Consider the following 12559-nt stretch of genomic DNA (forward strand, 5'->3'; position numbering starts at 1 on the left):
TCCCTCACGGCTTCCATACTGCTTCGACTGCCTGCACGCGGCCCCGGCGCGCGTGCACGTCGAACTGCCCTCCTCTGGAAGCCAACGATGGATATCGACTTCAAGCCCTACCCGTTCGTCGCCGAGCGCCATCCCGCGCATCTGCCGGCCTGCGACGACGGTATCGACACGCACCGGCATCGCGTGGCGATCGTCGGCGGCGGCCCCGTCGGCCTCGCCGTCGCGCTCGGTCTCGCGAACCACGGCATCCGGAGTGTGCTGATCGAGGCCGACGACGCGGTCTGTCACGGCAGCCGTGCGATCTGCATCTCGCGGCGCAGCCTCGAGATCATCGAGCGGCTCGGCGCGCTCGACGACTTCCTGCGCACGGGGCTGCCGTGGACCGGCGGACGCAGCTTCTACCGTCGCGACGAAGTGCTGCATTTCACGATGCCGCAGGATGAAAACCAGAAGCTGCCGCCGATGATCAATCTCGCGCAGTATCACATCGAGCAGTTCCTGCTCGACGCCGCGCTGCGCCGCCCCGAATTCATCGAAATCCGCTGGCAGGCGAAAGTCACCGGCGTGTCCCGGCAGCCGGACGGCGTGCGCCTTGACGTCGACACGCCGCTCGGCGGCTACGCACTCGACGCCGACTGGGTCGTCGCGTGCGACGGCGGACGCAGCACGATGCGTGAAGCGCTCGGCCTGTCGCTGCAAGGCACGAGCTACGAGGGCCGCTACGTGATCGTCGACGTCGCGCTCGACAGCAACCGGCCGACCGAACGGCTCGCGTACTTCGACCCGTCATCGAACCCGGGCTCAACGGTACTCGTCCACAAGCAGCCCAACAATGTGTGGCGAATCGACTACCAGTTGCGCGACGATGAGGATCCCGAAGCGGCCGTCAAGCCGGAGAACGTGATCCCACGCGTGCAGAACCTGCTCGACATGATGGGCGAGCGCGGCGACTGGTCGCCGATCTGGATCACGATCTACAAGGCGAATGCGCTGACGCTCGAACGCTATCGGCACGGCCGCGTGCTGTTCTGTGGCGACGCCGCGCATCTCGTGCCGATCTTCGGCGTACGCGGCGCGAATTCGGGCATCGACGATGCCGACAACCTTGCATGGAAACTCGCGTACGTGATTCGCGGGCTGGCATCGGACACGCTGCTCGACAGCTACTCGGACGAACGCGTGTTCGCGACGCACGAGAATCTTCGCTACGGCACGAAGAGCACCGAGTTCATGGCGCCACCGTCGTTTGCATTCGAACTGATGCGCAAGGCCGTGCTGTCGCTCGCGGTCCGGCATCCGCCGCTGCGTTCGCTGATCAATCCGCGCCAGACGACGGCCATCGCCTATGCGACGTCGTCGCTCAACGCAGTCGAACGCGATACGTTTTCAGCCGGCCCCGCGCCCGGCACGGTGCTCGCCGAATGTCCGCTGATGCTGTACTCGCCGCACGGCAGTGCCACGCGGCGCGGCCACCTGACCGATCTCGTCGCCCCGCGCTTCACCGCGTTCTGCTTCACGTCCGACGGCGTGCCCGAGCCGACGCTCGCTGACCTTGAACAGCGCCTGCAGGCTGCGCGGATACCAATCGCGCTCGTCACGCTCGCGCGATATGCGGCGCCGCGGCAACCGGCCTGCGGCGGCCATGACGAAGACGGCCGGCTGTTCGACATGTACGGCGCCCGCGACGGCACCGTCTATCTCGTACGTCCGGACGGCCACGTACTCGGCCGCTGGCACGACGCTCGCGCGAGCGACGTGATCACCGCGCTCGAACGCGCACTTCGTCCGTTCGCATCAACCGATCCTCAGGAGACCGCATGATGATGGATACCGAACGCGACATCCTCTACACCGACCTGTGCCGCACGATGACGCGGATCGGTGAAGCCGATGCATCGCTCTTTCTCGCACGCTTCGCACTGCTGTCGATCGAGGCGATCGGCGAACCCGCGACCGTCGCACGGCTGATCGCCGACGCAGGCGACGGATTGCCCGACGCAGGCATGCAGGCATCGATGCACGAACGATGACGCTGATGGCCGACCGGCTTCAGCGGCGGCCGCTTATTACAATTTCATTTCATTATGCGTCACCCACGCATGAGCCTCGCCGTATGCAGACGAATTCCCTGGAAAATCCCGTTAAGGGTGCATAACATTACTTAACGATTCCGACCCGTCTATCGCGTTACATTGCGTGGGCGGCGCGGCAGGTCGCGATGCCGCCTTCATTCAGCTTGCGGCAACGCAGCCGACGTCCGGTCTTTCGACACAACTCAAGGAGAGGACAACCATGACTCATGGCTTGATTATGTGGCTCATCATCGGCGCGATCGCCGGCTGGCTTGCCGGTTTGCTCGTCAAGGGCGGCGGCTTCGGGCTGATCGTCGACATCATCGTCGGGATTGTCGGCGCGGTGATCGGCGGCTGGCTCGCCGGGATGCTCGGCATCAGCATCGGCAGCGGCTTCATCGGTTCGGTGATCGTCGCGGTCGTCGGCGCGGTGATCCTGCTGTTCGTGATCCGGCTATTCAAGCGAGCGGCCTGACGCCCCTCTCCACGCGCCTTCGGGCGCGTTTTCGCATCAGGCCGGCGCGCGGCCCGTTCGCCGCGCGCCGTCGCCCCATTCAGCGCTTCGCGCGCTCCAACCAGCTGTCGAGCACGTCGGCCGTCAGCAATCCGCTGCGCGCCTCGCATGCGCCATCGCGTCCGATCCACACGGTGCGCGGCATGTCCCCTCTCCACCCCGCATCGAGCGCCGCGCGCAGACGCTCGGGCATCGAGCTCCGCATTCGCATACTGCGCGATCTTCGGGCGATTCTCCGCGCTCGTGTAGACCGGCTCCTGCATCGCATTGACGGTGACGGGCTCGGACAGCGTGCCGCCGGCATCGTCGGAATGCGCAACGACAATGGGCACGCCCTCGACCCATGCGCCCCACATCCGGTGATGCGTGTCGAATGCCGCACCCGTCGCGAGCGGCTGCTTCTGCTGCGCGGGTGCGGCCTGCATGCTCATGTGCGTGGCGTGCGAATCGGCGGCCTTCGGCACGTTGTGCGCGTCGTGCGCGCCGGCTTGCGACAGCAACGCGAGCCACGGCGCGCCGCCTGCCGCGAGCGATCTCACAGCGACCATTGCAGTTTTCCATAGAAATCACGGCCCGGATACGGGTGGAACACGTAATAGCGGCGGTCCGTGAGGTTGTCGATGCCGAGCGACGCGCTCCAGTGACGATCGAAGCGGTAGCGCGCCTTCAGGTCGGCGACCGTGAACGAGCTCGCGCCGCCGCAGACGTTCGGGTTCATGTCGCTGTTGTCGAGCGTGTTGAACTGGCGGCCCGAGTAGCGCACGCCGACGCTCGTCAGCCAGTGCTCGTCGAAGCGATACGACGCGAGCAGGTTCGCACGCATGCGCGGAATCCGCGGAAAGCGCGAGCCGACATGCTCGGGATTCGCGACATCGGCGAGGATCTGCGCATTGCTCGCCGACACGTTCGCGTCGATCGCGAGTCCCTTCAAACCGACTTTCTCGCCGCTGAACGCGAGTTCGACGCCACGCACGCGCACGCGATCGGCGTTCGAGATGTTGGTCACCGTCGTCGCGCCCGACACCGCCGTCTGGCTGCAGATCGAATCGCGCAGGTCGCTCTGGAACACGCTGGCACGCACGACGCCGACACCCAGCCGCGAGCGGCACACGCGCCACCGGGGCGCACGGGCGACATCAATCAGATCGGAGCGTTTTCAGACGGAACGCGAGGCTGCGCGAGACGGATGCCCTTGCGGGGAAATTCGGAAATGGCCGGCACGGCCGCGCGATAGGCGAACGTCCGTACGAAGCCCGGCAGCGCGGGTAGGCTGGACCCGAGCGCCACGCTCGCGGCGAAACCCCGGGCAGTACACACAGTGCGGCACGCCGGCATGGTCGAACGACGACGCATCGTGGTCGCTGCCCGCCTGCGCGAGCACGATCTGGCGCGCGCTCGCTGCATCGCACAATTCGAGCGCGAGCTCGCCGGAGCCCCTCGACGCGAGACGCGCATAGCCGATGACGGGCGACAGTACGTTCAGTACCGGCGCCAGCCATACGAGGCCGATCCATCGCGTCGTTCGTTGCATCGCGGTCGAGAAAAAGTGCGCGCAAGTATAGTGAGCGGCCCGATTGTTGCCGATTCCGCATAATGCAATAGTCGGCATCGCAGCGCGTCAGAGCGCATGTGCCGTTAATACAACAGAGACAAAATCTAACGATTCGCCACTGGCATAAATCCAAGCACGAGGTTGATAATCATCGAACCCGCTGGAGAAATGACCATGGACGAAAGACCAACTCGCATGCCACCGCCGGAGCAAGTGATGAGCCCGGATCCGGAACCCGTCGGCGTGGAATTCCTCGCCGAATTGCCCGACCACGTGCGGGCATTCTTCGACGAACAGCACAAGCTGTACTCGCCGAAGTGAACGCCTGTTCGGTTCTGTAACCGCCACGTGTCGATCATCGCTTTCGTGCGGTTCATCACTGCGCATCACGCGCAATTCGCCTCGCACCCGGGCCGCAACAGCCTGACGGTGCCGGATCAGCTCGCCTGCTGATTCTCCTGTCGCTGCGCTACGCCGCGCGACTGTCTTCGTCTATCCTTCTGGTTTTCCACTTCCGGGCCGCCCGGCTCTCCCGATCGTTCCGATGAAGCAAGCCATTCGTGCCAGCCTCGCTGTCGCCGCGCTCGGCGTCGCCCTCTTTTCGTCCCCGCGCATCGCCAACGCAGATGGTGACGACACCGCCCTCACCAACATCGTCGCGCTCGCGTCGCAGCGCCTCGCGCTCGCCGAACCGGTCGCTCGATGGAAATGGGCGAATCACAAGGCAATCGAGGACCGGCCGCGCGAAGCGGAGCTGCTCGTGTCAGTCGAGAAGCGCGCGGCACAGGCCGGTGTCGATCCCGCGTTCGCTCGGACGTTCTTCGAGGATCAGATCACCGCGAGCAAGGATGTGCAGAACGCGCTATTCGCAACCTGGCGCGCGACGCGGCCACCGGAAGGCACGCCGCCCGATCTCGCGACCAGCACGCGCCCGGCGCTCGACCGGCTGACGCAGAAAATGCTCGCGGGGCTCGCGCAGATTGCACCGCTGCGGGATGCGCCTGACTGCCAGGCGAGGCTCGCGCGCAGCATCGCCAACTGGAAGACGCTCACGCGCTACGACGCCACGCAAACGCAGGCACTCGACACTGCGCTATCGCACGTCTGCTCGGCCGGCGGCGCAAGCGCGATCGGCTGACGACAGCGGGCGCCGGTGGCGCGACCGCGCCTGATTAACCCGCCTGCCCCGCAGGCGTGAGCGCGGCGAGCGGAATCAGCTCCAGGCCGCGTGCGAGATGCGTCTGCAGCAGGCGGTGGGTGGAGGGTTCGAACGCACCGTCCGCTCCGTCGGCCGCGAGTTGCGCAGCCGCGTCGAGCGATTCCGTCGCGCCGAGATAGCGCCAGCCATCGATCACATGAAACAGGCGGCGCTCGCCGCTCGCCTCGAACGCGACGGCACCTTCGAATGGCCAGGGCGCAGCGCCGGTACGAGCATCGGCTGCGGGACGCCGGTTGTACGACGGCCGCAGCCGGGCAATCCATTGCGCCTCGGTCAGCATCGCCCCCAACTCGTTGCCGGTCTCGCGCCATTCGACCCGCCGCACCTGCTGCGCCAGCCGCATTTCCTTCGACGAACGGCGCTCGCCCGTCAGCAGCGCACGCAGCCGCTGCCGCACACGCACGCTGCGGCCAACATACAGCGGCACATCCTCGTCCCCGAACAGTGCGTATGCACCGCAGCCGGGCGGCGCGGTATCGAGCCAGGCTTCGGTCAGGTTGCCGCCCAGACGGAAGTGGCGCGTCGTGCGTGCGATCTGGTCACGCAGGCGCTCGAGCGGCACGATGTCGTGCAACAGGCGCCAGAACTGCCACAGCAGGTCGGCATCCGCCAGCGCCCGGTGGCGCGCAGCCGGCACGAGGCCGTGACGCTCGATCAACGCGTCGAGGCCGTGCCGCGATTCACGCGGGAACAGCGCCTTCGACAGCCGCACCGTACACAGCACATCGGGATTGAATGCGAAGCCGGCGCGCTCGAATTCGGCCCGCAGGAAGCTGCGGTCGAAGCTCGCGTTGTGCGCGACGAAAAGCTTGCCGTCGAGCCGCTCGAACAACGCCGGCGCCAGCGACGCAAATGACGGAGCGTCGCGCACCATCTCGTCCGAAATGCCCGTCAGTTGCTGGATGAACGGCGGAATCGACTGCCCCGGATTGACGAGCGTCGTCCACGTCGACACGCCGAGCGGGCCGATCTCGACCACGCCGATTTCGGTGATGCGGTGTTCGGCGGGCGAGCCGCCGGTGGTTTCAAGGTCGACGAAAACGAGCGGCTGTTCGCTGGCGGGATCGGACGGACGGGGGGAATCAGACATGAAAAGACTGGGAAACGATGCTTCCGTGAGTATGCACCGGCATTCGGGTTCACGGCCAGCGCGAACCGGAATGTTCCGCCCCCGCGAAACAAAAAGCCCCCGCAATGCGGGGGCCGGACGTGATCGGCAATGCGCGGCGCGTCAGACCGCCTGGATATTCGCTGCCTGCTTGCCTTTCGGCCCGACTTTCACGTCGAACGAAACACGCTGGTTTTCCTTCAGCGTCTTGAAGCCGTCCATCTTGATTTCGGAAAAGTGCGCAAACAAATCTTCACCGCCATTGTCCGACGTAATAAAGCCGAAACCTTTAGCATCGTTAAACCATTTCACGATACCGGTATCCATGTCTTCGTTCCCCACTCGATTAGATCCAAAAAAGCTATTTTTATAGCCGTTTCCCGAAATCCCGAAACATTGCGCCAGCACCCGCACCAGCACGCCGCCCGAGGACGGAGTGCTGACATTTATAAATTGGACAATCCGGGTGCGTCAAGGAAATTTTTGACGATCGTTTTATCAAAAAAGAGCTAATACCACTGGAATCGGTACACCGGCGCCTTTGATTAATTGATTCGCATCAAAAACCTGTCAATATTACCGGGATCAGAGCATTAATAATCTTGGCCGCGAAATTCCTACCGGGGACAAATCGAGTCGGTAAATTCCTCGGGTTTTTTCCGGGTTGCGGAAAGCCGGGGATATTGCGATGCTCACTTAACGCCGGAAGGAAGGAGATGGCCATGTGGCTGGACGGAATCAAGCGCTTCGCGAGCCGGCTCGGACGCGTACGGCGCAAGTCCCGGGCGCTGACCGAGTCCGCGGCCTCGCGTGAAGCGCCGTACGACACCGAATTCGATACGACCTGGCACGGCGATCACTGGCAGAACCTGCTCTCGTCGCCTCTCGATGCCCGTCACTACGTGATGGAAGACTGGACATACACGCCGCCCCCCAACGAAGCCGAGGAGGCCGCACCCGCGGCCAAGCGCAAGCGGCGCTCGTTCGCGCAATAGCGCGCGGACCGACGGGGCAAAAAAAAAGCGCGACTGGGAAGTCGCGCCGACAAAGGTTTGGAGATCTTTTCCGTCAACGAAAAAGTCTGCTTCGGAAAGCAGAGATCGCAGTATAGCGAGAGAACAACCTTTCATTAGCCATGCTCCACACAAACCTCTATTGCCGATGTGTCAATAATCGGATTACCGGCATCCCCGCCTGCTGTTGACCGCCTGTCGCGAACACGCAACGCCCGTTACGTAGTTCTGATCGTCATTTTTCTTTGCTGCATCGCCGCAAATCCTTGGTGGGCAATCGTTTCCGCCACACCGCCGATCTTTGCGGATTCCAAAATATACTGTTGCTTAAAGCGCAGCCTTCCCCCGCTCCACGCACTCCGTACACTGCAGATGGCATTTTGATAGGCGCTCCGCCGCCCTGCGGACCGGCCGCAACGTCAAGCAAAAGATGCCAGTCCGCAGCAGGTTCGATCGACATCATCCTGTTTGGAGACAGATCCATGAAAAAAACCCTGATCGTCACCGCGTTGTCGAGTGTATTCGTTACGGCAGCTCACGCTCAGAGCAGCGTGACGCTATACGGCCTGATCGACGCAGGCATCACCTACACGAACAACCAGGGTGGCCACAGCTCATGGTCGGAACGCAGCGGCCAGATCAACGGCAGCCGCTGGGGCCTGCGCGGCACGGAAGATCTCGGCGGCGGCCTGAAAGCAATCTTCGTGTTGGAAAACGGCTTCAACATCGCCAACGGCACGCTCGGCCAGAATGGCCGCGAATTCGGCCGCCAGGCGTTCGTCGGCCTGTCTCATGACCAGTTCGGCGCCGTCACCCTCGGTCGCCAATACGATAGCGTCGTCGACTACATCGGGCCGCTGTCGCTTACCGGTACGCAATTCGGCGGCACCCAGTTTGCCCACCCGTTCGATAACGACAACCTCAACAATTCGTTCCGGATCAATAACGCCGTCAAGTATACGAGCATCAATTACGGCGGCCTGAAGTTCGGCGCGTTGTACGGCTTCTCGAACAGCAATCAGTTCTCGAACAATCGCGCGTACAGCGCAGGCGTGTCGTACACGTACGCCGGCTTCAATATCGGCGCTGGCTACCTGCAGTTGAACAATGACATCTCGGGCCTCACGTCGGCCGCGGTCACCAACAGCGGCGGCGCGGTAGCAGGCGACAACACGTTCGTCGGCAAGCGTCAGCGCGTGTTCGGCGGCGGCCTGAACTACACATTCGGCCCGGCAACGGCCGGCTTCGTGTTCACGCAATCGCGTGTGAACCGCGCGCTCGGCATCTCCGCGGGCGCCTCGGGCGTGTCGAACGGCCTGGGTCTCGACGGCACGTTTGCCCGCTTCAACAACTACGAAGTGAATGCGCGCTACGCGCTCACGCCGGCCTTGTCGCTGGCCGGATCGTACACGTACACCGCCGGCTTCCTGGATGGTCGTCATCCGGGCTGGAATCAGTTCAATCTGCAGACCGACTATGCACTGTCCAAGCGGACCGACGTGTATGTGCAAGGCGTGTATCAGCGCGTCAGCACGGATGGCCTGGGCATCGGCGCCTATGTCAATGGCCTCGGTGGTGCTTCGTCGACCAACAAGCAGATCGCGGTCACGGCCGGCCTGCGCCATCGCTTCTGAGCGACCGGCATTTCCGCAGCACGCCGAATGGCGACGCGCCCCATCGGGGCGCTTTTTCTTTGCCGGGTTGCGCCGTGCACCGCTCAGGCGTTGCCTGGCGCCGGGTAACGGACGTCGAGCACGTCGATCGGCTGCGGGCCGGCCGGCGTCATCAGCATGACGGTATCGCCGATCCGCGCCTTGATCAGTGCGCGCGCGACCGGCGAAATCCAGCTGACACAACCGTGATCGAGATCGACCTCGTCGATCCCGACGATCGTGATCGTGTGATCCTCGCCGTCCGGTGTCTCGTAATCGACCGTTGCGCCGAAAAACACCTGGTCGACATTCTCCTGCCGGCTCGCATCGACGACTTCGGCCAGATCGAGCCGCTTCGTCAGGAAGCGGATGCGGCGATCGATCTCGCGAAGCCGCCGCTTGCCGTAGATGTAGTCGCCATTCTCCGACCGGTCACCATTCGACGCGGCCCAGGATACGAGCCGCACGACCTCGGGACGCTCGACGTCGATCAGGTTCAGCAATTCGTCCCTCAGGCGCTTGTGGCCGGCGGGCGTGATGTAGTTCTTCGAGCCCGCCGGAATCGCGGGCTGGGTCTGGTCCAGATCGTCGTCGTCGCCGTCCGACTCTTTGACAAACGCCTTGTTCATGATGCGGATTCAACATGGATGACTGATGCTCCAAGGGTACACGAAGGGCGCCCCGGCAAGGCCATGCACCTAATTTGCGAATAAGGCTTCCCTTTTTATACAACCCTGCTATAATTTCGCTTCTGCGTGCGGCTGTAGCTCAGTTGGATAGAGTACTTGGCTACGAACCAAGGGGTCGTGGGTTCGAATCCTGCCAGCCGCGCCACCTTAAAAGGGCTTTCCTCCGGGAAAGCCCTTTTTCTTTTCCGCCCGCCCTTCCCCTGCTCGCCGCACCGCAACGTACGGTTGCATAACGTCTCTTTTCGGAAGAACGTCGACCACACCGCACGTTCGCGTCTTCGGCAGCACAAATGAAAACGGCGGCCATTGGCCGCCGTCGATCGCACCTGCGGGCCAGGCGTCAATAATCCTGCCGCTCGCGCTCGATGCGCATGCCGCCGTCGTGGCGCGCATGCGCGCCGTCGTCGGTCGAACGCTCGCGCATGATCCGCATCACGTCCGGATTGGTTCGCACGCGCCGCATCACGTTCGCGAGATGCACGCGGTCGCTGACCTGGATCACGAAGCGCAGTACCGTCGATTCGTGCGTCAGATCCTCGTCCATCGCGATATGCACGATGTTCGCATCGGCCGACGTGATGTCCGCCGCGACACGCGCAAAGATGCCCTTCGTGTTCTTCACGAGCGCCTTCACCGCGACATCGAACAGGCGGCCCGGCTGCGGCGCCCATTCGACGTCGATCCAGCGGCCCGGATCGCGGCGATGGATACGCTGCGCCACGCGGCAATCGGTCGTATGAATCGCCATGCCCAGACCGATGCCGATGTAGCCCATGATCGCGTCGCCCGGAATCGGCCGGCAGCATGCGGACAACTGCACGGACATCCCTTCGGTGCCGGTAATCACGACCGGCGGCGCGTGGTGCGCAGGATGCCGCTCGGACTTCGGCAGATCGTCGTCCGCATCGCGGCCGCTCATCAGCACCTCGATGCGCTTGGCCATCACCGCGGCCACGCGGCGGCCGAGGCCGATGTCCGCGAAGATTTCCTGACGGCTCTTGTTGCCCGTCCACTGCACGAGCTTCTCCCACACTTCCGGCTCGACATCGGCCAGCGCGAGGCCATAGCCCTTCAGGCTCTGGTCGACCAGCCGCTCGCCAAGCTGCACCGACTCGTTCAGGCGCATCGTCTTCAGGTAGTGACGGATCGCCGAGCGCGCCTTGCCGGTACGCACGAAACCGAGCCATGCGGGATTCGGCTTCGAATACGGCGCGGTGATCACCTCGACGATGTCGCCGCTCTTCAGCTCGGTGCGCAGCGGCAGCAGCTCGTTGTTGATCTTCACGGCCACGCACTGGTTGCCGAGATCGCTGTGGATCGAATACGCGAAATCGAGTGCCGTCGCGCCGCGCGGCAGCGCCATGATCTTGGACTTCGGCGTGAACACGTAAACCGCATCCGGGAACAGGTCGATCTTCACGTGCTCGAGGAACTCGCTCGAATCGCCGGCTTCGCTCTGGATGTCGAGCAGCGACTTCAGCCACTGATGCGCGCGCTTCTGCACGTCGCTGAGATCCGCGCTGCCATTCTTGTACAACCAGTGCGCGGCGACCCCCGCCTCGGCGATCTCGTGCATCTTGCGCGTGCGCACCTGGAACTCGATCGGCGCGCCGAACGGGCCGACCAACGTCGTGTGCAGCGACTGATAGCCGTTGATCTTCGGGATCGCGATGTAGTCCTTGAACTTGCCGGGCACGGGCTTGTACAGCGCGTGCAGCGCGCCGATGCACGTGTAGCAGTCGAGCGGGCTGTCGACGACGACGCGAAAGCCGTACACATCGAGCACCTGCGAGAACGACAGCTGCTTGTCGCGCATCTTGCGGTACACGCTGTAGATGGTCTTTTCGCGGCCGGTGATCTCGGCGTCGATCTTCGCATCGGCCATCGCGCGCTGCGCGGCTTCGAGGATCTTGCTGATCACTTCGCGGCGGTTGCCGCGCGCGGCCTTCACGGCCTTCTCGAGCGTCGCGTAGCGATGCGGGTTGAAGTTCGCGAAGCTCATGTCCTGCAGCTCGCGATACGTGTTGTTCAACCCGAGGCGGTGCGCGATCGGCGCGTAGATGTCGAGCGTTTCCCGCGCGACGCGGCGGCGCTTTTCCATCGGCACTGCGCCGAGCGTGCGCATGTTGTGCAGGCGGTCGGCGAGCTTGACGAGAATGACGCGCACGTCGCGTGCCATCGCGAGCAGCATCTTGCGGAAGTTTTCCGCCTGCGCTTCCTCGCGGCTGCGAAATTCCATCTTGTCGAGCTTCGACAGGCCATCGACCAGTTCGGCGACCTTCGGGCCAAACCGCTCGGCCAGCTCGCTCTTGGTCACGCCCTGGTCTTCCATCACGTCGTGCAGCAGCGCGGCCATGACGGCCTGCGCGTCGAGCTTCCAGCCGGCGCAGATTTCTGCAACGGCGACGGGATGGGTGATGTAGGGTTCGCCGCTCTGGCGATATTGACCGAGGTGGGCTTCGTCACTGAAGTGGAACGCCGCCTTGACCTCTTTGATTTCTTCCGGAGGAAGATACTCGGCAAGCACGCCCGTCAGTTTCGCGATCGAAACGACGCCGTGCTTGCGAGGCTGCTCCGGTGTGGCGGTCGGCCCGAACAGATGCCGGAAGGACTGTTCGAGGACCGCGTCGATGTACTGGCGCGCAGGCGACTGGGCCGTGGCTTCGGTGGTCGGATCCGCGGAGGCGGACGATGGGGTGGTGCTCATATTCGCCTCCAGGTCGAGTCGTTGCGCGCGTGG

General features: G+C 63.8%; 11 protein-coding genes, 1 tRNA gene and 4 pseudogenes. 8 read left to right on the forward strand and 8 right to left on the reverse strand.

What is annotated here, in order from left to right:
- Positions 1-87: 87 nt before the first annotated feature.
- From C5O79_RS03455 to C5O79_RS03465, 3 genes are all read left to right on the forward strand, one after another.
- The gene (locus C5O79_RS03455; protein WP_122473670.1) at positions 88-1821 is read left to right on the forward strand and encodes an FAD-dependent oxidoreductase; all 1734 of its coding nucleotides are present in this window, start codon (positions 88-90) and stop codon (positions 1819-1821) included.
- On the forward strand, positions 1818-2030 hold the full coding sequence (locus C5O79_RS03460) for a hypothetical protein (protein ID WP_122473669.1): 213 nt from the start codon (positions 1818-1820) through the stop codon (positions 2028-2030). The genes C5O79_RS03455 and C5O79_RS03460 overlap by 4 nt, the downstream gene beginning before the upstream one ends.
- 262 nt (positions 2031-2292) lie before the next feature.
- Positions 2293-2547 (forward strand): GlsB/YeaQ/YmgE family stress response membrane protein, encoded by a 255-nt coding sequence (locus tag C5O79_RS03465; protein ID WP_046545158.1) that lies wholly within the window; start codon positions 2293-2295, stop codon positions 2545-2547.
- 79 nt (positions 2548-2626) lie between these two features.
- Here C5O79_RS03465 and C5O79_RS38360 read toward each other — a convergent pair.
- The 4 pseudogenes from C5O79_RS38360 to C5O79_RS03480 all read right to left on the reverse strand — a co-directional run.
- Positions 2627-2813 (reverse strand): annotated as a pseudogene (locus C5O79_RS38360) (TlpA family protein disulfide reductase); the annotation flags it as partial.
- Positions 2805-3134 (reverse strand): annotated as a pseudogene (locus C5O79_RS38470) (exo-alpha-sialidase); the annotation flags it as partial. The pseudogenes C5O79_RS38470 and C5O79_RS38360, both read right to left, overlap by 9 nt.
- Positions 3122-3682, reverse strand: a pseudogene (locus tag C5O79_RS03475) (TonB-dependent receptor); the annotation flags it as partial. The pseudogenes C5O79_RS03475 and C5O79_RS38470, both read right to left, overlap by 13 nt.
- Positions 3683-3726: 44 nt before the next feature.
- A pseudogene (locus tag C5O79_RS03480) lies at positions 3727-4117 on the reverse strand (DUF2946 domain-containing protein).
- Positions 4118-4354: 237 nt separating this feature from the next.
- Between C5O79_RS03480 and C5O79_RS37990 the strand changes: the two are divergent.
- Both C5O79_RS37990 and C5O79_RS03485 read left to right on the forward strand, forming a co-directional pair.
- Positions 4355-4459 carry a chorismate mutase gene (locus C5O79_RS37990; protein WP_162269111.1) on the forward strand — a complete coding sequence of 35 codons (105 nt, stop codon included), beginning with the start codon at positions 4355-4357 and terminating at the stop codon, positions 4457-4459.
- A 223-nt stretch (positions 4460-4682) separates the two neighbouring features.
- Entirely contained in the window at positions 4683-5276 is a 594-nt protein-coding gene (locus C5O79_RS03485; protein WP_047850552.1) for a chorismate mutase, read from the forward strand.
- Between the two features lie 34 nt (positions 5277-5310).
- Here C5O79_RS03485 and C5O79_RS03490 read toward each other — a convergent pair whose 3' ends face one another.
- Together C5O79_RS03490 and C5O79_RS03495 are read right to left on the reverse strand one after the other, a co-directional pair.
- The gene (locus C5O79_RS03490) at positions 5311-6447 is read right to left on the reverse strand and encodes an exonuclease domain-containing protein (protein ID WP_122473668.1); all 1137 of its coding nucleotides are present in this window, start codon (positions 6445-6447) and stop codon (positions 5311-5313) included.
- A 141-nt stretch (positions 6448-6588) separates the two neighbouring features.
- Positions 6589-6792 carry a cold-shock protein gene (locus C5O79_RS03495; protein ID WP_011351289.1) on the reverse strand — a complete coding sequence of 68 codons (204 nt, stop codon included), beginning with the start codon at positions 6790-6792 and terminating at the stop codon, positions 6589-6591.
- A gap of 395 nt (positions 6793-7187) precedes the next feature.
- Between C5O79_RS03495 and C5O79_RS03500 the strand changes: the two genes are divergently transcribed.
- Positions 7188-7460, forward strand: a complete 273-nt coding sequence (locus C5O79_RS03500) for a hypothetical protein (protein ID WP_046545153.1) — start codon at positions 7188-7190, stop codon at positions 7458-7460.
- A gap of 500 nt (positions 7461-7960) precedes the next feature.
- Positions 7961-9112 carry a porin gene (locus C5O79_RS03505; protein WP_047850554.1) on the forward strand — a complete coding sequence of 384 codons (1152 nt, stop codon included), beginning with the start codon at positions 7961-7963 and terminating at the stop codon, positions 9110-9112.
- 83 nt (positions 9113-9195) lie between these two features.
- On the opposite strand, the gene greB is transcribed toward C5O79_RS03505, so the two are convergent.
- Positions 9196-9759 (reverse strand): transcription elongation factor GreB, encoded by a 564-nt coding sequence (greB, locus tag C5O79_RS03510; protein ID WP_131931173.1) that lies wholly within the window; start codon positions 9757-9759, stop codon positions 9196-9198.
- 128 nt (positions 9760-9887) lie between these two features.
- On the opposite strand from greB, the gene C5O79_RS03515 reads away from it, so the two are divergent.
- A tRNA-Arg gene (locus tag C5O79_RS03515) sits at positions 9888-9964 on the forward strand.
- Between the two features lie 195 nt (positions 9965-10159).
- Here C5O79_RS03515 and C5O79_RS03520 read toward each other — a convergent pair.
- Positions 10160-12526 carry a bifunctional (p)ppGpp synthetase/guanosine-3',5'-bis(diphosphate) 3'-pyrophosphohydrolase gene (locus C5O79_RS03520; RefSeq protein WP_039343380.1) on the reverse strand — a complete coding sequence of 789 codons (2367 nt, stop codon included), beginning with the start codon at positions 12524-12526 and terminating at the stop codon, positions 10160-10162.
- Between the last annotated feature and the right edge of the window lie 33 nt (positions 12527-12559).

It is taken from the genome of Burkholderia sp. SRS-25 (assembly GCF_004343765.1).
GTDB lineage: Bacteria > Pseudomonadota > Gammaproteobacteria > Burkholderiales > Burkholderiaceae > Burkholderia > Burkholderia contaminans.